This is a genomic window from Georgenia sp. X1117 (genome assembly GCF_057784635.1).
In genome coordinates, this window is the sequence record NZ_CM173492.1 from 530,081 (window position 1) to 547,176 (window position 17,096).

At 73.6% G+C, this 17,096-nt stretch carries 16 protein-coding genes and 1 tRNA gene; 6 read left to right on the plus strand and 11 right to left on the minus strand.

The window, feature by feature from the left end; all coding sequences use genetic code 11:
* Positions 1-14 precede the first annotated feature (14 nt).
* The 6 genes from AC3D3D_RS02365 to AC3D3D_RS02390 are packed head-to-tail and all read right to left on the minus strand — an operon-like array spanning position 15 to position 7,529.
* On the minus strand, positions 15-1,808 hold the full coding sequence (locus tag AC3D3D_RS02365; protein WP_488512322.1) for a glycoside hydrolase family 15 protein: 1,794 nt from the start codon (positions 1,806-1,808) through the stop codon (positions 15-17).
* 35 nt (positions 1,809-1,843) lie between these two features.
* Entirely contained in the window at positions 1,844-2,584 is a 741-nt protein-coding gene (locus AC3D3D_RS02370) for a TorD/DmsD family molecular chaperone (protein ID WP_463662272.1), read from the minus strand.
* Positions 2,581-3,228: a hypothetical protein gene (locus tag AC3D3D_RS02375; RefSeq protein ID WP_463662273.1), complete on the minus strand. Its 648-nt coding sequence runs from the start codon at positions 3,226-3,228 to the stop codon at positions 2,581-2,583. The genes AC3D3D_RS02370 and AC3D3D_RS02375 overlap by 4 nt, the downstream gene beginning before the upstream one ends.
* Positions 3,229-3,230: 2 nt before the next feature.
* Complete coding sequence (locus AC3D3D_RS02380) at positions 3,231-4,313, minus strand: dimethyl sulfoxide reductase anchor subunit family protein (protein WP_463662274.1); 1,083 nt, start codon at positions 4,311-4,313, stop codon at positions 3,231-3,233.
* Positions 4,313-4,951, minus strand: coding sequence for a DMSO/selenate family reductase complex B subunit (locus AC3D3D_RS02385; RefSeq protein ID WP_463662275.1), 639 nt, complete (start codon positions 4,949-4,951; stop codon positions 4,313-4,315). Before AC3D3D_RS02385 ends, AC3D3D_RS02380 begins: the two co-directional genes overlap by 1 nt.
* 10 nt (positions 4,952-4,961) lie before the next feature.
* Positions 4,962-7,529, minus strand: a complete 2,568-nt coding sequence (locus AC3D3D_RS02390; protein ID WP_463662276.1) for a DMSO/selenate family reductase complex A subunit — start codon at positions 7,527-7,529, stop codon at positions 4,962-4,964.
* A 372-nt stretch (positions 7,530-7,901) separates the two neighbouring features.
* Between AC3D3D_RS02390 and AC3D3D_RS02395 the strand changes: the two genes are divergently transcribed.
* On the plus strand, positions 7,902-8,198 hold the full coding sequence (locus AC3D3D_RS02395) for a DUF6457 domain-containing protein (RefSeq protein WP_463662277.1): 297 nt from the start codon (positions 7,902-7,904) through the stop codon (positions 8,196-8,198).
* A gap of 16 nt (positions 8,199-8,214) precedes the next feature.
* Entirely contained in the window at positions 8,215-9,279 is a 1,065-nt protein-coding gene (locus tag AC3D3D_RS02400) for a DUF362 domain-containing protein (protein WP_463662278.1), read from the plus strand.
* An 82-nt stretch (positions 9,280-9,361) separates the two neighbouring features.
* Here AC3D3D_RS02400 and AC3D3D_RS02405 read toward each other — a convergent pair.
* A tRNA-Leu gene (locus AC3D3D_RS02405) sits at positions 9,362-9,446 on the minus strand.
* A 372-nt stretch (positions 9,447-9,818) separates the two neighbouring features.
* Here AC3D3D_RS02405 and AC3D3D_RS02410 point away from each other — a divergent pair.
* The 4 genes from AC3D3D_RS02410 (at position 9,819) to AC3D3D_RS02425 (ending at position 12,733) form a co-directional block, all read left to right on the plus strand.
* Complete coding sequence (locus tag AC3D3D_RS02410; RefSeq protein ID WP_463662279.1) at positions 9,819-10,028, plus strand: hypothetical protein; 210 nt, start codon at positions 9,819-9,821, stop codon at positions 10,026-10,028.
* Positions 10,025-10,663, plus strand: coding sequence for a TetR/AcrR family transcriptional regulator (locus AC3D3D_RS02415; protein ID WP_463662280.1), 639 nt, complete (start codon positions 10,025-10,027; stop codon positions 10,661-10,663). Before AC3D3D_RS02410 ends, AC3D3D_RS02415 begins: the two co-directional genes overlap by 4 nt.
* Positions 10,664-10,793: 130 nt before the next feature.
* Positions 10,794-12,131 (plus strand): sensor histidine kinase, encoded by a 1,338-nt coding sequence (locus AC3D3D_RS02420; RefSeq protein ID WP_463662281.1) that lies wholly within the window; start codon positions 10,794-10,796, stop codon positions 12,129-12,131.
* The gene (locus tag AC3D3D_RS02425) at positions 12,128-12,733 is read left to right on the plus strand and encodes a response regulator transcription factor (RefSeq protein ID WP_463662282.1); all 606 of its coding nucleotides are present in this window, start codon (positions 12,128-12,130) and stop codon (positions 12,731-12,733) included. The genes AC3D3D_RS02420 and AC3D3D_RS02425 overlap by 4 nt, the downstream gene beginning before the upstream one ends.
* A gap of 21 nt (positions 12,734-12,754) precedes the next feature.
* On the opposite strand, the gene AC3D3D_RS02430 is transcribed toward AC3D3D_RS02425, so the two are convergent.
* From AC3D3D_RS02430 to AC3D3D_RS02445, 4 genes are all read right to left on the minus strand, one after another.
* Positions 12,755-13,510: a hypothetical protein gene (locus AC3D3D_RS02430; protein WP_463662283.1), complete on the minus strand. Its 756-nt coding sequence runs from the start codon at positions 13,508-13,510 to the stop codon at positions 12,755-12,757.
* An 11-nt stretch (positions 13,511-13,521) separates the two neighbouring features.
* Entirely contained in the window at positions 13,522-14,697 is a 1,176-nt protein-coding gene (locus AC3D3D_RS02435; protein WP_463662284.1) for a gamma-glutamylcyclotransferase family protein, read from the minus strand.
* Positions 14,698-14,950: 253 nt separating this feature from the next.
* On the minus strand, positions 14,951-16,342 hold the full coding sequence (locus AC3D3D_RS02440) for a hypothetical protein (protein ID WP_463662285.1): 1,392 nt from the start codon (positions 16,340-16,342) through the stop codon (positions 14,951-14,953).
* Between the two features lie 146 nt (positions 16,343-16,488).
* Entirely contained in the window at positions 16,489-17,070 is a 582-nt protein-coding gene (locus tag AC3D3D_RS02445) for a hypothetical protein (protein WP_463662286.1), read from the minus strand.
* Between the last annotated feature and the right edge of the window lie 26 nt (positions 17,071-17,096).

The following is a 17,096-nucleotide window of genomic DNA, read 5'->3' on the forward strand; positions in this document are numbered from 1 at the left end:
GACGCGGCGACCGGCTACGGCGTGGCGGCGACCCCGTCCAGGGCGTCGGCGGCGCGCACGAGACCGAGGTGGCTGAAGGCCTGCGGGAAGTTCCCGGCCAGGCGACCGGTGCGCGGGTCGTACTCCTCGGCGAGCAGGCCCAGGTCGGAGCCCACGGCGACGAGGGCGTCCATCATCGCCGTCGCCTCCGCCCGCCGACCGCTGCGCGCGTACTGCTCGACCAGCCAGAACGAGCAGATGAGGAAGGGGTACTCGTCGCCCTCGATCCCGTCGAGCCCCGCCGCGGTGCGGTAGCGGTGGAGGAACCCGTGCTCGTCGAGCAGGTCGCGCTCGATGCGGGCCACCGTGGCGAGCATCCGCGGGTCGTCGTGGTCGACGAACCCGATCTGCGCGAGCTGCAGCAGGGAGGCGTCCACCTCGGTCGAGCCGTAGGTCTGGGTGAAGGAGCCGATCTCCTCGTTCCACCCGTGGGTGTGCACCTCCTCATGGAGCCGGTCGCGCAGGCGCCGCCAGGTCTCGACGTCGCCGTCGAGCCCGTCCCGCTCGACGGCCCGCACGCCCCGGTCGAAGGCGGCCCACATCATCGCCCGCCCGTGGGTGAACCAGGCTGCCTCCCCGCGCATCTCCCAGATGCCGTGGTCCTTGTCGTCGAACCGCGACCGGGCGTAGTCGAGCAGCGCCTTCTGCAGGCCCCACGAGAACTCGGTCTCTGCGACGCCCGCCTCGCGGGCCTGCTCGAGGGCGACCATGACCTCGCCGACGACGTCGGCCTGGTACTGGCCGGCGGCCCCGTTGCCGATCCGCACCGGGCGGGAGTCCTCGTACCCGCTGAGGTGCTCGAGCTCGGACTCGGGCAGGTGTCGGGACCCGTCCAGCCCGTACATGATGCGCAGGTCCTGCGGGTCCCCGGCGAGCGCGCGCAGCAGCCAGGTGCGCCAGGCCTCGGCGCCGTTGACGAAGCCGTGGCTGAGCAGCGCCTCGATCGTCAGCGCGGAGTCCCGGAGCCAGACGAACCGGTAGTCCCAGTTCCGGCCGCCGCCGAACTCCTCGGGCAGGGAGGTGGTCGGGGCCGCGACGATGCCGCCGGTGAGCCGCTCGGTCAGCGCCCGCAGCACGAGCAGCGAGCGCCGCACCTGCCGGGCGTAGGGCCCCGCCGCCTCGATCCGGTCGGCCCAGCGGCGCCAGAACGCGACCGTGGCGACGGGGCTGAGGGTCTCGGGCCGTGGCTGTGCGTCGGGCAGGTAGGAGGGCGACCAGGTGAGCACCCAGGTCCGCTCCTCGCCCTCGATCAGGGTGAGGGCGCCGCGGCAGGAGCCGTCGACGACCTCGAGCCGCGGCCCGCGCAGGGCCAGGGAGTCCGGGCCGGCGACGGCGTGGATCTCGCGCTCGCCGTCGACCTCGACGACCTGCAGCCAGGGGGTGGCCGCGCCGTAGTCGAAGCGGATACGGAGGTCGTGCTCGACGTCGACGGTGCCGGCGGTGCAGTGCACCGTGCGGACGAGATCGGCGGTCGGCGCGTAGGGGTCCTCGTCGATGGGCAGGTAGTCGGTGACCGTCAGCTCGCCGGTCGGGGTGCGCCAGTGCGACTCGAGCACGAAGGTGTCCTCGACGTAGGCGCGGTCGACCAGCTCGCCGTCGGGCGGGGCCAGCAGCCAGCGGCCGTCCTCCCGGCCGCCGAGGATCGCGGTGAACACGGCCGCCGAGTCGAAGCGGGGGAAGCACAGCCAGTCGATGCTGCCGTCCCTGGCCACCAGCGCGCTCGTGCGTTGGTCGGACAGCAGGGCGTAGCTCTCCAGCGGTGTGCTCACGGGGGACCTCCAGGTTCGACGGCGGTCCCGTCAGGCTATCCGGGCGTTTGCGCCCGGTCGGCGCCCGGGGCCCCGACCGCCCCGGGTGACCGGTCCCCGCCGTCGGGGCCCTGCCGCTCGACGAGCTCGGCGGCGCTGACCAGGGCGCCCAGCGACAGGTGCGCGAGGCCGCGCATGAACCGCGTCCGGGCCTCCTCGGCCACGCGGGCGAGCATCGCGGGGGCCCAGCGGGCCAGGTGCTCGCGGTAGAACTCCGCGCCCAGGGACCAGATCCGCCCGGCCTCGTCGTCCGCGCCGCGCTCGAGGGCGTCCAGGGTGCGTTCGCAGCACCGGCCCAGGAAGGACAGCTCGAGGCCGATGTGGTCGTCGGGCTCCCGGTTGACCCGCGGTGCGTGCAGGTCGAGGAGCCGGTAGATCTGGCGGACCTCGAGGGTGTGGCTGTCGAAGATCAGCCCGTCCTCCCCGCGGTGCACCGACTCGTAGGGGGCGACCCGGGCCACCGCCGCGGTGCCGTACAGCCGGCTGTGGTCGTCGTGGATCGCGGCGCCGTCCTCCCCGATGCCGCGGGCCTCGCGCAGGAGCCGAAGCCCGGTGCGGGCGTCCTCGGTGCCGGGCAGCGGCCACTCGTCGACGAGCCCCCACAGCTCGGTGAGCGTGGCGTCGTCGGGCGGGTCGAGGTGGAAGCGGGCGAGCACGCCCAGCCCGGCGGCCAGGGCGTCGAGCCGGTCGACGTCCGCGAGCAGGGGCGGTGGGTCGAGGTGGTCGTGCGTCGTCACTGCTGCTCCTGGGTGGTGGCTGACGGCTCCGGGCCCGCACCGGTGACCGCCGCGCACAGGTCGGCGTGGGCGGTGAGGAAGCCGCGCATGAGCACGGGCAGCGCCCGGTAGAGGGTGGTGGTGGCGTGCCGGTCGATGCCGTCGAGGAAGGGACCGACGATGTCGTCGAGACGTTCGCGGCGCAGCCGAACGGCCGCGGCGGCCGCGGTGCGCCGGGTCTCCTCGTCCTCCTCGACGGCGCCGGCCCGCACGCGGGTGGCCAGGCCGGCGAGGAGGGCGACGTGCTCGGCGAGGCGGTCGTCGGCGGCCGGCGGCGGGTGCTGCACCTGTGCCTCGGCCCGGATGGCGACGAGGCCCGAGCGCACCTCCTCGCGCCCGGTGCCCTCCCGCCAGGCCGACTCCCGGGCCGGCGCCAGTGGGTGCGAGCCGCGGAAGAGGCGGGCATGGTCGCGGGAGAGCAGGACGGGTCGCTCGGCAGTGATCGAGGCCAGTGCGGCCAGGGAGTCCTCGTCGCGCAGCGGCCACGTCGCCCGCCGTTCGGGCTCGACGAACATGGCGGCGAGCGCCTCGTTCGGCGCCTCGTCGAGCAGCCGGGCGAGGACGAAACCCGCGGTGGCCACCCGTGCGGCGTCGTGGGCGGTCACCGTCAGATCCCGACCCGCAGCATCGAGTCGTAGTGCAGGGAGCGGCCCATGAGCTCGGAGGCGAAGGCCAGGACGAGCGCGGCGACGATGAGGACGGTCAGGCGCACCGCCGTCGAGCGGTCCCCCTCCGCGGCCGTGCGGAAGCTGAACACGCCGAGGACGACGGTGGACAGACCCAGCAGGACCAGGCGGGCGACGAAGAAGCCGCCGGAGAAGACCTCGGCGGAGCCGGCGCCGACCGGGTCGCCGGCCAGCGACGAGATGTGCAGGGCGTACGAGGCCAGGATCGCCACGCCGACGACGGCGGCGGTCAGCGCCAGCCACTGCACGGTCCGCGCGGTCAGCCGCCACTCGGGGTCGGAGGTGGCGGCGTTGATCTCTCGGGTGCGGGTGCGCACGGCGGTCATCAGCGCGGTCGCCGCCCCGCCCCCGGGTGCGGCGGCGACGTCGTCGGTGGGCATGCCCAGCCCGGTGCCCGAGGGGTCCGAGGGGTCACCGGCCGGCGCGTCGTCGTCGGAGTCCTCGGCCGCGCGACGCTCCGCACGACGCCGCACGGCGCCGGTGCCCATGAGCACCGCGCCGACGGTGAGCGAGCCGAGCATGAGGGTCGTGGCGAAGAAGTGGAAGGGCACGATCGGGGTGTGCCAGGCCGGGACGGCCTCGAGCGAGTAGTAGATCTGGGACATCGCCCAGACCAGGGACAGGCCGGCCACGGCGGTGAGCCCGGCGACGACGCGACGCAGCGGGTAGCTCCCGATCCGGAACCACTGCATGAGCGCGAACGCGAAACCGAGCCCGGCGAAGGCGATGCCGAGGATGATCTCGCGCGAGAGCCAGGAGGAGTTCCAGTGGCGGAACACGTTGAGCACGTTGAGGACGTCGTTCATGTGCAGCATGGACACCGCCAGGCCGAACACGAGCGCGGGGCCGATGGCGTAGACGACCGGGTCGGTCAGCCGCTCCACGGTGGCCCGGTCGTGACGGCGTGCGGCGAGGAGCTGGACGACGCCCAGGACGACGAACGTGCCGACGCACAGCTGCGCGATGACCGTGAACAGGATCATCGGGAGCTCGTGGACGTTCATCAGATCTCCTCGGGGTTCGCGATGTCCCCCGTGCCGGCGTCCCAGGGCTGGGCGTCCCGGTGCGGGGTGACCACGAGGTGCGGCCGGGTGATGCCCGGGTCCGGCAGCGGGGCGATGCCGGCCTCGGTGCCGTGCGTCTCGCGCAGCTCCTCGATCGGGCCCCAGTCCAGGGCACGCGAGGGGCAGGCGTCGACGCAGGCGGGGTCCTGGCCCTGCTCGCGATAGTCGTGGCAGAGGTCGCACTTGGACATGTGGCCGGTCTCGACGTTGAACTGCGGCGCCGAGTAGGGGCAGGCCCACTCGCAGTACCGGCAGCCGACGCACTTGTCGTCGTTGACGTAGACCGTGCCGTCCTCGCGCTGGGTCATCGCCGTGGTGGGGCACACCTCGACGCACACCGGGTTCTCGCAGTGGTTGCAGGCCACGGAGGTGTAGTAGGTGAAGACCCGGGGGGTGAAGGTGTTCCCCTCGGTCTGCCAGGTGCCGCCGGAGTACTCCACCACGCGGCGCCAGTTCACGCCCACCGGCAGGTCGTGCTTGTCCTTGCAGGCGACCTGGCAGGCCTTGCACCCGGTGCACAGCGACTGGTCGAAGAAGAAGCCGTAGTCCGCTCCGGCCTCGGTGAACACGTCGGTCATGATGTCCTCCTCAGGCCTTGACGACGTCGGCGATGGTGGTGTGGACGGCGTTGCCCTTCGCCAGCGGCGAGGGGTGCAACGACGTCAGGGAGTTGACCGAGCCGGCCACGTCGACCGGGTGGTCGGGGTTGGCCTGCGGCGGTGGGGCGACCTCCGAGGTGGGCCGCGGGTCGAACCAGGCCCCCTGCGGGATCGAGACGACGCCGGGGGCGATGCGTTCGGTGACCTTGGCCTCCAGGCGCACGGTGCCGCGGTCGTTGTGGACGAAGACCTGGTCGCCGGTGACGATGCCGCGCTCGGCGGCGTCGGCGACGTTGAGCCACACCTGCTGGCGGTGCGCCTCCTGGAGCCAGTCGACGTTGCCGTACGAGGAGTGTGTGCGTGCCTTGTAGTGGTGGCCGATGACCTGCAGCGGGAACCTCTCCGAGGCCCGGGCCTCGAGGGCCCCCTCCCAGGTGTCGACGTGCTCGGGCAGCGCGGTGAGGCGGTCGCCGGGCAGCTCGGGGCGGAAGTCGCCGAAGGTCCAGCGCTCCGACATCGCCGCCAGCCGGTCGGAGTAGACCTCGATCCGGCCCGAGGGCGTGGCCAGCGGGTGGGCCTCGGGGTCCTCACGGAAGTCCGCCATGGACACGTACGGGCCCATGTTCGTGCGGTAGATGCCCATCTCGCGCCACTCGTCGTAGTCCGGCAGCGACGGGTCGTTCTCGCGGGTGGCGTCGATGGTCTCGCGCAGCCAGTCCTCGCGGCTCCTGCCCTCAGTGAACTCCTGCTCCGTGCCCAGCCGGCGGGCCATGTCGGTGCAGATGTCGTAGATGTTCCGGCACTCGTACAACGGCTCGATGGCCTGGCTGGAGACGATGCCGTAGGCCATCGGCCCGCCGTTCTCCCCGGGGTGGATGTCGGCCTCCTCGGCGGTGGAGGTGCCGGGCAGGATGTAGTCCGCGTAGCGGGCCGAGACCGTGTACTGGATGTCGCACACGACGATGAGCTCGCACTTCGACTCGTCCTGGAGGATCTCCACCGAGCGGTTGTTGTCCCCGGTCTGGTTGACCACGGAGTTGCCCGAGTACTGCCAGACCATCTTGATCGGCGCCTCGAGGGAGATGTTCGTCGGCTCGCCGTCCTCGTCGACCGGGACGCGGTTGGCCCGCACCCCGGGGGCCTCCTTCTCGCAGACGCCGGCGTTGAAGGTGTTCATCGCCTCGCCGTGCTCGATGGCGTCCAGCCAGGAGAAGACGGAGATGATCTTGTTCGACGGGTTGGTCGTGCCGGTGTTGAAGGGCTTGGCGAACGGCAGGGCCTGGGCCCCCTCGCGCGCGCCGGTCCCGCCGCCGGGGACGCCGACGTTGCCGGTGACGCAGGCGAGCAGGAAGATCGCCCGGGCGTTGTTCTCGCCGTTGGCGTGGCGCTGGGGGCCCCAGCCCTGGGTGATGGCGCAGGGCCTGGCGCCCGCGATCTCGCGGGCGAGCTGTCGGATCCGCTCGGCGGGCACGCCGCAGATGTCGGCCGCCCAGGCGGGGGTCTTCTCGACGCCGTCGGGGCCGTTGCCCTCGATGTAGGCGCGGTAGGAGGAGTTCGCGGGGGCCCCCTCGGGCAGGGTGTGCTCGTCGAAGCCGACGCAGTAGGTGTCGAGGAAGTCCTGGTCCTGGAGGTCCTCGGCGAGCATGACGTGGATCATCCCGGCGATGAGCGAGGCGTCGGTGCCCGGGCGCAGCGCCACCCAGTCGTCGGCGAGCAGGGCGCCGGTCTCGGAGTAGCGCGGGTCGATGACGATGGTGCGCACCCCGTGGCGCTTCTTCGTCATCTGCGTGACGGCGAGCTGGCCGCCGCCCGACATGCGGGTCTCGAGCGGGTTGTTCCCGAACATCACCTGGAGCTGGGCGTTGGCGGCGTCGTCGAAGGAGTTGCCGTTGACCCAGCTGCCGTAGAAGTAGGGGTAGGCCTGGGTGATGGGGGCCGTGGAGTAGTCGGAGTAGTGGTCGAGGTAGCCGCCCCAGGTGTTCATCAGGCGGGCGAAGGCGGTCTGGTCCGGCGGCCAGGAGCAGGCCATCGTCGAGCCGAGGGTGCCGGTGCCGTAGTTGATGTAGAAGGCCTCGTTGCCGAAGCGGTCGCGGATGTCGCGCATCTTATCGGTGATCTCGTCGAGGGCCTGGTCCCAGGAGATCTCGTCCCAGACCTCCTCGCCGCGGCGGGTCCCGGGCCGGCGGCGCAGCGGCCGCTTGAGCCGGTCGGGGTTGTAGATGCGGTGGCGGATCGAGCGGCCGCGCACGCAGGCCAGGACGCGCTGGCTGCCCAGCTCGTCGTCGCCGGTGTTGTCCGGCAGGACGCGCGTGACGGTGCCGTCGCGGACCTCGAGGCGCAGCGGGCAGCGCGAGCCGCAGTTGACGGTGCAGGCCGACCAGACGGTCGTCACCTCGCCGTCGGGCTCGTCGGCCTCGGCGCTGCGCAGGACCGGCATCCCGAGGAAGTGGGCGGAGGTGGCTGCCAGGGTCGCTCCGCCACCGATGATGCCCGACCACTTGACGAAGGAGCGTCGGGGGATCTCGCGGCCCGTGGTGGGCTCGGCAGTGGCCGTCATGAATACCTCTCATCACCGGTGTCAACGGGAACGTCGAAGCCATTCTTGCCGCCAAGATAGCCCGTTCCTGGGCCGATGGTCCCCGTCCGGGATCGGCATGGTTCCGCCACTCGCGCGCCACGACAATAGGCAATGAAAGCGTTGCGAATAACCTCGATTCGTCTGGGTGAACGACGAGCATCTTCTGTGTGCTTTCTCCAGGACGTCCATCGGTATGGGACCAACGGCCGCCTGCCCGGGACGGCGGCTGTGCCAGCATGGGCCCATGTGTCTCTGGTCCTGCCCGCGCCCGCGGCCGGCTCGCGCCGCCTCGCTCCCGGGCGCCGCGTGCGCCCCGTCGTCCTCGCTCCCGGCCCGCGGCGAGGTGCCGGCATGAGCGGCGAGGACCGCGAGATGGCCGAGATGCACCGCTGGCTCGAGAAGGTCCGCGAGCGGCTCGACCTCCCGCCCGCCGCGCTCGAGGGCACGACGGGTCCGCTGCTCGACCTCATCCGCGACGTCGCGCACGGCCCGTCCCGGCCCGCCGCTCCCCTCACCGCCTTCCTCGTCGGCCTGGCCGCCGGACGCGCGGGGGTGGCGGACGGGTCCGCCTCGTCCGGGGCGGGCGAGGAGGTCGGTCGGCGCATCGACGCCGTCCTCGAGCTCCTCGACGACGAGCCGACCGCCTGAGCCCACTCTCCCGGCGATGAGCGACCTCAGCGGCCCCCTGGTGCGGTGGGTCGCCGCTCAGGACCCGATCGAGGAGATCCTGCTCTCCTGCCCCGACGTGCCCCTCCCGCGCACCTCGCGACGGACCGTTGCCGTGCAGGCCGACCGGTGCCTGGCCGAGCTCGGCGACGCCCTGCCCGCCCAGCTCCTCGCGCTCGGCGTCGGGAGGGTGAGCACCTCGGCGTGCCCGGGGGCCGGCGCCGCCATCGAGCGGTGGCAGCGGGTGTTCCCCTCCGGTGTGGGCGCGCACGTCCCACCGCGTCGCGGTGGGCGACCCCGGGCGGCGCTCGAGCTGGACACGGTGCCGCTGCCGAGGCGGGCGCTGCTCGGTCTGACCTTCCTCGACGACGCCGCCATCGACCTGCGCTCCGACGAGCAGGCCCGGACACTGGCCGCCTTCGGGCTGCTCGCGGCACAGGGACGCGCCGACCTGGCGGCGGCCGCTCCCCCGGTCCCGCCCGGGCCAGCCGCTCCCGCCCCGGGCCCGGCTCCCGGTGAGGCGGGCCCGGACGGCACGCCGGACGACGCTCCGGGCGGTACCGAGGTGGGTCCGGCGCAGGAGATCGACACCGAGACGGGTCCGGACGGGCCGGATTCGGGAACGACGGGCCCGGACGCGACGGGCCCGGAGACCACCGCCCCTGGCGCGGCGGCCGCCCGGCTGACGGTCGCGGGCTGCACGGCCTGCGGCGTGTGCGTCCAGGCCTGCCCGCACGACGCGCTCAGTCTCGATCACCTCGACGGGGTGAGCACCCTGACCCACCTGCGCCAGGCCTGCCGCTCCGAGCTCGACTGCGTCCGGCTGTGCCCCGAGGAGGCGATGAGCCCGTCGGGCCCGCTGGCGATCGCCGACGTGCTGGCGGCCCCGACGGCGACGCTCACCGTCGTCGCGACCCAGGCGTGCCGGAGATGCGGTGCCCGGCACCCGTCCCACGGGAGCGGCCTGTGCCCCACCTGCCGGTTCCGCCGGGCCAACGCCTTCGGCTCGTCGCTGCCGCCGGGCGCCCTCGACCGGCTGCGGGCCGCCCGCTCCGACACCTGAACGCCGGCCACCGCCGTCGTACCCACGAAAAAGCCCTGGGCCGCGGCACCGACTCGTCGGTGCCGCGGCCCAGGACCTGCGGTGTCCGGAGGGGGACTTGAACCCCCACGCCCTAATACGGGCACTAGCACCTCAAGCTAGCGCGTCTGCCATTCCGCCACCCGGACAGGGTGCCGATCAGGCGACCGGGCCGGGCCCGATCTCCCCTGAACAACGACGGAAACTCTAACACGCACGCCTGGGCATTCCCGTGCCACACCGGGACCCGGGGACGTGAGTCGCGGCACGCTGCGCCGGTCGCCGTCGACCGTCTCGTCCGGGCGGGCGTTGCCGACGGCGTCCGGCGTCTCTCCCCGCCGCATGCCTCGGTCGTCCGCCCCGGGCCGCCGCCGACATCCGTCGTCCTGACGCGCGTCCTGCGGCGCGCCACTTGACACGGACCCCCGCTCCCAGAACGATACTGACACCTGAATCGCTCGTCAGGTTGCCGGTCGCCCACCGCCGGGGCCGGAGCGGAGACCACCGACGAAGGCGGATTCATGCGTGGATGTACGACGTTCCCGGCCACAGCCGCCGACGACGCGGGCGCCGACGACGCGGGCGAGGAGGGCGGCTCCGACGGCACCGGCGTGGTGGACGCCGCGCTCGACCACACCCGCCACGCCGTCGGGTCCGGGACCCAGATCATCACCGGCACGGCGTCCTCGGGCATCGCCGGCCCGTCATCCACCGAGAGGAGTCGGCCATGAGCACCCGACCGACCACCGCCCGGGGCAGCCGAACCCGAGCCACGATCCTGGCCGCCGCGACCGACGTGTTCGCCGAGCACGGCTACCACGACGCGTCGGTCGCGAAGATCACCGTACGCGCCGGGGTCGGCCAGGGGACCTTCTACCTGTACTTCGACACCAAGCTCGCCGTGTTCGAGGAGGTCGTGCGCGACCTCGGCTCACGCGTGCGGCGAGCGATGTTCACCGCTTCCTCCGCGCACGAGAACCGGACCGACGCCGAGCGCGCCGGGTTCGCGGCGTTCTTCCGCTTCACGGCCGAGAACCCGGCCCTGTACCGCATCATGCGCCAGGCGGAGTTCGTCGCCTCCGACGTCGTGCACATGCACTACGAGACGATCGCCCGCGGGTACATCGCCGGACTGGGCGAGGCCCAGCGCGACGGCGAGATGGCCACCGACCTCGATCCCGAAACCGTCACCTGGGCGCTCATGGGCATCGGCGAGCTCGTCGGCATGCGCTGGGTGATGTGGGAGCGCGAGGCCCGCACCGCACCGGGCGAGCTCTCGACCGAGCACGGCCTGCCGGACCACGTCTTCGACACCGCCATGAGCCTCATCGGCCGCGCCCTGCGCCCACCGAACGGCTCCGGATGACAGGTGTCATGCGGAGCGCGTGACAGCCCACCCTCGCGCGAGCGGGCGACCTGGCGGACGCTGGTCCCATGGGCACCATCGTCGTCGGGCCGGCCGCGCCCGGGCGCGGGGCGGTCGCTAGCCTGCGCGTGTGGAGGACGATCGAGACCGCACGGGCCGTGCCGGGCGCGCGGGCGGGACGGGCGAGGCGATGAGCACACGGCTCGACCCGTCCACGACGACGTCCGAGGAGGGGACGTCGGCGCCGCAGCCGCCCCCGTCCCCCGCGCCGGCGCCCCCCGCCGCGGCCTCCGTCCTGCGACGGGACCCCTGGGACGACGCCGGCTGGCTCATGGCCGTCATCTGGCTGGTCTTCCTCGTCTTCCCCGTCATCGCCGTCTTCGAGTACACCGACTCGCTCGTCCTGCGCGCGGTCAACCTGGCGATCATCGTCGTGTTCGCGGCCATCTACACCCATGCGTTCCGCACGCTCCCGGAGCGAGCGGGCCCCGAACGCGTCCGGCACGGGCTGCGCCACCTCGTCCCGCTGACGGTGCTCGGGCTCGCCCTGGCAATGACGATCGGGACCGAGGCCGGGGCGGTCGCCACCTACCTCGCGGCCCTGTCGATGTTCACGCTCCCGCTGCTCATCGCCTGGAGCGTGGTCGTGGCGCTCGTCCTGGTGACCACCCTGCTGCCGGCGCTCGTGGGGACCGAGGGGACGCCGTGGTGGCTGTTCGGCGGGATCATCCTGCTCGTGGCGGTGGCCTGCTACATCCCCGTCCTGCTCGACGGCCGGGCCGAACGGCAGCGCGACCTGGAGAACGAGCTGACCCTGACCGCCGAGCGCGAGCGGGTCGCCCGCGACGTGCACGACGTCCTCGGGCACTCCCTGACGGTCGTCACCGTCAAGTCCGAGCTCGCCGAACGCCTCGTCGACCTCGACCCGGAGCGCGCCAAGGCGGAGATGGCGCAGGTCCGTTCCCTCTCCCGTCAGGCCCTTGCCGAGATCCGGGCGACCGTCGCCGGGCTGCGGGTCGCCCGCCTGACCGACGAGCTCGAGGCCGCGCGCACCGCCCTCGAGGGGGCGGGGATCGCCGCCGCCCTGCCCGACGATCCCGACGTCGTCGACCCTCGGCACCGGATCACCGTGGCCTGGGCGCTGCGCGAGGCGGTGACCAACGTCGTGCGGCACTCCGGGGCGAGCCGCTGCGAGGTGCGCTGGGGGCCGGACCGCCTCGTCGTGGACGACGACGGCACCGGTCCGGGCCGGCTGCGCGAGGGGCACGGGCTGCGCGGGCTGCGCGAGCGCGCGGCGCAGGCCGGCGGGACGGTCCAGATCGGTCCGGTCCCCCCGGGCCCCGACCACACCGACGACGCCGACGCTCCCGACGCCCCCGACGGCGGTCATGTGCCCGCCGGGAGCGACCCGCCCACCGGTCGCGGTCGCCGGGGTGGCCGCGGCACCCGCCTGGAGGTGCGGCTGTGATCAAGGTGCTGCTCGCCGACGACCAGGCCCTCGTGCGTGGTGCGCTGGCCGCCCTGCTCACCCTCGAGCGGGACGTCGAGGTCGTCGCCGAGGCGGGGCGCGGCGACGAGGTCGTCGAGGCGGCCCGGGTCTCAGGCGCCGAGGTGTGCCTGCTCGACATCGAGATGCCGGGCCTGGACGGCATCGAGACCGCCCGGGCGCTGCGCGCCGAGCTGCCGCACGTGCACTCCCTCATCGTCACGACGTTCGGCCGCCCGGGCTACCTGCGGCGTGCCCTGGAGGCCGGGGCGAGCGGCTTCGTCGTCAAGGACACCCCGGCCGGCGAGCTCGCCGAGGCCGTCCGCCGCGTGCACGCGGGGCTGCGCGTCGTCGACCCGTCCCTGGCCTCCGAGTCGCTGGCCACCGGGGCGAACCCGCTGTCCGAGCGCGAGCGGGACGTGCTGCGCGCCGCCCTGGGCGGCGGGCCGGTCGCCGATATCGCCCGCGCCGTGCACCTCTCGCCCGGGACCGTGCGCAACTACCTGTCCTCGGCGATCGGGAAGACCGGCACCTCCACGCGCACCCAGGCCGCCCGCACGGCCCAGGAGCGCGGCTGGCTCTGAGGCCGGCTCGCTACGGCCTGCTCAGTACTCCCAGGCCCAGCCGCTGCCGGTGCCCGAGGGGTCGTAGACCAGGGTGCCGGTGTCCGCGGCGACGTCGAGCACGACGAACCCGGAGTCGGTCTCGCCGGGGACCAGGGAGGGCGCGATGAGCTCGTCGAGCGTGTAGCAGGACCAGGACGCCTCGGTGACCGTCCCGGGCTGCTCGGCGCCGTCGGGGCCGAGCACGGTGAAGAAGTCCGCCGCGAGCGGCATGAACACGTTCTCCGGGTCGGCCATCTCGGCGCCGGCCGACTGCGCCATCGCCGCAGTGACCTCGACGACGAGGAACTGCCCGTGGACGGGCTCGAACTGCTCCTCGATCCGGCTGGGGCAGGTCTGCGCGGTCTCGATGGACGTCACGGTCATCTCGAACAGCGGTGCGCCGGAGTCGTCGGCCAGCCCGGCGACCTCGCCGAGGTCGCGCGGCAGGTGCCCGTCGACGACCTCGGGCGCTGCCGCACCGTCGCTCGGCGCGTCGCCGGTGGGGTCGGTGGCGGAGTCCGGCGCCGAGCCGGCCGTACCGGGCGACTGTCCGGACACGGTCCCGACGCCGTCGGGCAGCAGCGAACCGGCGTCGTCGGGCACCTCGTCGGCGACCGAGAGCGGGACGGGGTCGCCGGCGTCGGTGGTGGGGGTGGTCCGTGCGGGGCCGGTGTCGGTGGCCATCGCGAAGGTGACCGGGAGCCCGATGCCGAGCACCGCGCCACCCGCGAGCAGGGTCTTGGTGAGCGATCGCATCTCAGGTCTCCTCAGTACCGGTTGACGTAGTCGCCGCTGCGGACGATCCACCCGATGTCGTGGGCGTAGGCCACGCGCCAGGGGGTGGCGACGTATACCCAGGCGTTCTGCCCGGCGACGTCGGTCCCACGCAGCTGGCGGGTGTAGTTCATGCGGCTCAGCGGCAGGGACGGGTCGTAGCCCTCCCACCGGTCGACCTTGGCGATCATGCGGCTGTACTGGCTGGGTGCGAACCAGAACGCCTCGGCGACGATGCCCCGGGTGTTGCCCGAGTTCGGGATGGCCCAGGGCCAGTCGAACTCGGTGCGAGGGGTGAGCCAGAGGTCGAAACCCGGCAGGCGCAGCGTGCGCTCCCGCACGGCGTCGGCGTGCACGACGTGGTGCGCCGGCTGCCCGGTGCGCAACGTGCCGTAGGAGGCGATCGGGTACTGCACCGGCTGCGGTGGCGGCGGGGGCGGACGGCGCACGCCGAGGGTGTCGGTGCCGTTGCCGTCCCAGTCGCCGACCAGGACGACGTCGCTCGCGCGGCCGTAGCCGACGGTGATGTCGGCGACGCCGGAGGAGATCGAGTTGCGCAGGAGGTAGGTGTTGCCGCGCCGCACCCCGAGGGTGTCGGATCCGTCGCCGTCCCAGTCGCCGACGAGCACCTCGTCGCCGTCCCGGCCGTAGTTGGCCACCCGGTCGGCCGGCCCGCCGCCCGGCGAGGTCCGGAAGAAGTACTGGTCGCCGCGGCGGATGGCCACGTCGTCGCGCCCGTTGCCGTCCCAGTCGCCGACGTAGGTGACGTCGTTCGCCGACCCGAACCTGACGACGGCGTCCGCCGCACCGCCGGAGAGCGAGTTGCGCAGGTGGTACTGGTCCCCGCGCCGCACGGCGAGGGTGTCGCGGCCGTCCCCGTTCCAGTCGCCCACGTAGAGGCGGTCGTCCGTCCGACCGTAGGAGAACTCCATCTCGCCGACGGTGCTGATGCTGTTCGACAGGAAGTAGTCGTCCCCGCTGCCGCCGACCTCCCCGCCGGTGGCCCGGGCGGAGGCCGGGGCGACGGCGAGCGTGCCGAGCATCGCGGCGCCGGCGGCCGCCGCGCACGCGCGCCGCAGCCAGCTGCGGGGCCGGGCCGGGGCCGCGACGCGGGTCCCTCGGGGTGGGCGGTCGGACGGGGTGGGCGTGGTGTCGGTACCGGAACGCATCAGCGCGTCGCCGCCTTCTGGTCGTGACCCGTGCGTCGACGGCGAGGGCCGTGGACGCGATGTCGTCACGAGTGAACCAGGTATCGCCGGCAAGTTCCAGAACAATGTACGGCGAGTTCTCCGCCGGGGGCGCGAGAGGTCGGTGCACCCGGCCGTGGGCTCCGCACGCGGCGCCGCGGGAACGACGACGGGCGGCCCGCGCATCTGCGCCGGGCCGCCCGTGCGGTGGATCGTGCTCGGGGTGGTCCCGAGGTCAGCCCTGCTGGCCGTAGCCGCCCTGGCCGTAGCCGCCGGGCTGACCGCCCTGCTGACCGTAGCCACCCTGCTGGCCGTAGCCGCCGGGCTGGTGGCCGCCCTGGCCGTAGCCGCCGGGCTGCTGGCCGCTCTGCTGGCCATAGCCGCCCTGTCCGTAGCTGCCGGGCTGCTGCTGGCCGCCGTAGCCACCGGGCTGGCCGTAGCCGCCTTGCTGGCCACCGCCGAAACCACCCGCGGCGGGCTGCCCGGACGGGGTCTCGCCCCCCTTGATGACGCCCATCGAGGTGAGCACCATCCAGGCGCCGACACCGGCGGCGGCGATGGCGAGGATGAGCATGAGGATCGCGCCGAAGCCGATGCTCGCGCTGCCGGCGCCGGAGTCACCGATCGCATCGTTGGCGGTACCCACGTCTCCCGCGACGTCGATGAAACCGATCAGCCCGAGCAGGAAGATGAGCACGCCACCTGCCGCGGCGCCGATCGTCCCGATGGCCACCATCTGCCGGATGGCGACGAGGGCACCACCGGCACCGGCTGCGAGGGCCCCCAGGAGGATGATGACCGCATAGCCGGTGTACTCGCCGAAGCCGTTCCCGCTGTCGTTCGTCGTCTCGCCGAAGAACGAGTACTCGACGCTCGCCCACGGCAGGACGAGGGCGAGGAACGAGAGCACCGCGACGCCGACCATCACCCAGCCGGAGATCGCCGGCGGGAAGAGCTTGAACGGACCGAGCGCCCCGCCGGCCTTGGCCGAGGTCGAGGTCGCCGCGCCGTAGGCGCCGGCCTGGCCGTAGGAGCTCTGACCGCCCTGCGCCCCGTAGGCCGCGCCGCCGTAGCCGGCGGCCTGACCGGCCGAGGCCGCCGACTCGTGCTGCGCGGGCGAACCGTAGGACGCCGGCGACCCGCCGGCCGGCGAGCCGTAGCTGCCCTGCCCGTAGGCGGGCGAGGTCGTCTGGCCGTACCCGGAGGAGGCCTGGTCCGCGGACTGGCCGGACATCGGCTGCTGAGCCTGCTGGCCGTAGCCGCCCTGCTGGGCCGGGGGCTGCTGCTGCCCGTAACCGCCCTGCTGGGCCGGCGGCTGCTGGCCATACCCACCCGGCTGGGCCGGCGGCTGCGGCTGCCCGTAGCCACCCTGCTGAGCGGGGGGCTGCTGGCCATAACCTCCCTGCTGGGCCGACGGCTGGGGCTGGCCATAACCGCCCTGCTGGGCGGGAGGCTGCTGGCCGTAGCCACCCGGCTGGGCCGGGGGCTGCTGCTGGCCGTAGGTCGGCATGGGCCGACGCGCGAGCATCGTGGCCTCGACGTCGTCCTCCGCGGCCTCGGGCTGGTTGTCGGCGGGCTGCGGCGTCCCGGGGTACTCGGGAGTGCCGTCGTTCGGCGGGTTCGTCATAGGACGATCTAATCACGTGCCTCCGGGCGCACGCGTGCGATCCGCCGCCGGGGGGAGAAGTCCCCATCCGGCCCCGCGCCTCGCGCGGCCGGACGACCGGGCCCCACGCAGGGCGCGACGGGCCGCGCCGACGCGGGACCTACCGCTCAGCGTGCGGCGTCGTCGTCCACGTCGGCGGCGCGCGGCGCCGGCCGGTGCGGCTCCCGCGCGCCTCCGACGGCACCGGTACCGGTGCCGGTTCCCGAGCCCGGGCCCGCGCCGATCGCGCCGCGGGCGGGCGCCGTCGTGATCCCCGCGTCCTCGGCCTGCTCGCCGATGAAGGCGTCGAGGACCTCGGCGGCCAGTGCGTCGAGCTGACCGCGCAGCGTCTTCTGCTGCGCCTTGCGCACCTTGGGGCTCATGGCGTCCAGGAGCGGCACGGCGGCCTCGATCTTCTCCAGGCGCTTGCGCCAGCCGCTGACGCGGGCGAGCTCGGCATCGTCGTCGGCGGAGGCGACGAGGTAGTTGATCTGCTTGCGCACGACCTCCGCCTGGGAGGCGATGTTGCCCGGTCCGGGGCGGACGCTGCCGGCCAGGCCCTTGACGGAGCCGGCGACCTTGTCGAACGCCGCGGGGTTCTTGTTGCGCAGGTCGATGAGGACGGGCCCGTACCTGGAGACGATCTTCCAGATGGCCGGTCCGGCGACGACGGCGACGTTGAGCAGCTTGGCGAGCGGGATGCGGGCCATGGACTCCCTTTCTGAGCGCGGGTACC

Bases quoted from the DNA above. Each gene is read 5' to 3' on its own strand.
- AC3D3D_RS02410 (WP_463662279.1), top strand. From the start codon at position 9,819: ATGCGTGGATGTACGACGTTCCCGGCCACAGCCGCCGACGACGCGGGC.
- AC3D3D_RS02380 (WP_463662274.1), bottom strand. From the start codon at position 4,313: ATGAACGTCCACGAGCTCCCGATGATCCTGTTCACGGTCATCGCGCAG.
- AC3D3D_RS02385 (WP_463662275.1), bottom strand. From the start codon at position 4,951: ATGACCGACGTGTTCACCGAGGCCGGAGCGGACTACGGCTTCTTCTTC.
- AC3D3D_RS02395 (WP_463662277.1), top strand. From the start codon at position 7,902: ATGAGCGGCGAGGACCGCGAGATGGCCGAGATGCACCGCTGGCTCGAG.
- AC3D3D_RS02400 (WP_463662278.1), top strand. From the start codon at position 8,215: ATGAGCGACCTCAGCGGCCCCCTGGTGCGGTGGGTCGCCGCTCAGGAC.
- AC3D3D_RS02430 (WP_463662283.1), bottom strand. From the start codon at position 13,510: ATGCGATCGCTCACCAAGACCCTGCTCGCGGGTGGCGCGGTGCTCGGC.
- AC3D3D_RS02390 (WP_463662276.1), bottom strand. From the start codon at position 7,529: ATGACGGCCACTGCCGAGCCCACCACGGGCCGCGAGATCCCCCGACGC.
- AC3D3D_RS02415 (WP_463662280.1), top strand. From the start codon at position 10,025: ATGAGCACCCGACCGACCACCGCCCGGGGCAGCCGAACCCGAGCCACG.
- AC3D3D_RS02440 (WP_463662285.1), bottom strand. From the start codon at position 16,342: ATGACGAACCCGCCGAACGACGGCACTCCCGAGTACCCCGGGACGCCG.
- AC3D3D_RS02445 (WP_463662286.1), bottom strand. From the start codon at position 17,070: ATGGCCCGCATCCCGCTCGCCAAGCTGCTCAACGTCGCCGTCGTCGCC.
- AC3D3D_RS02435 (WP_463662284.1), bottom strand. From the start codon at position 14,697: ATGCGTTCCGGTACCGACACCACGCCCACCCCGTCCGACCGCCCACCC.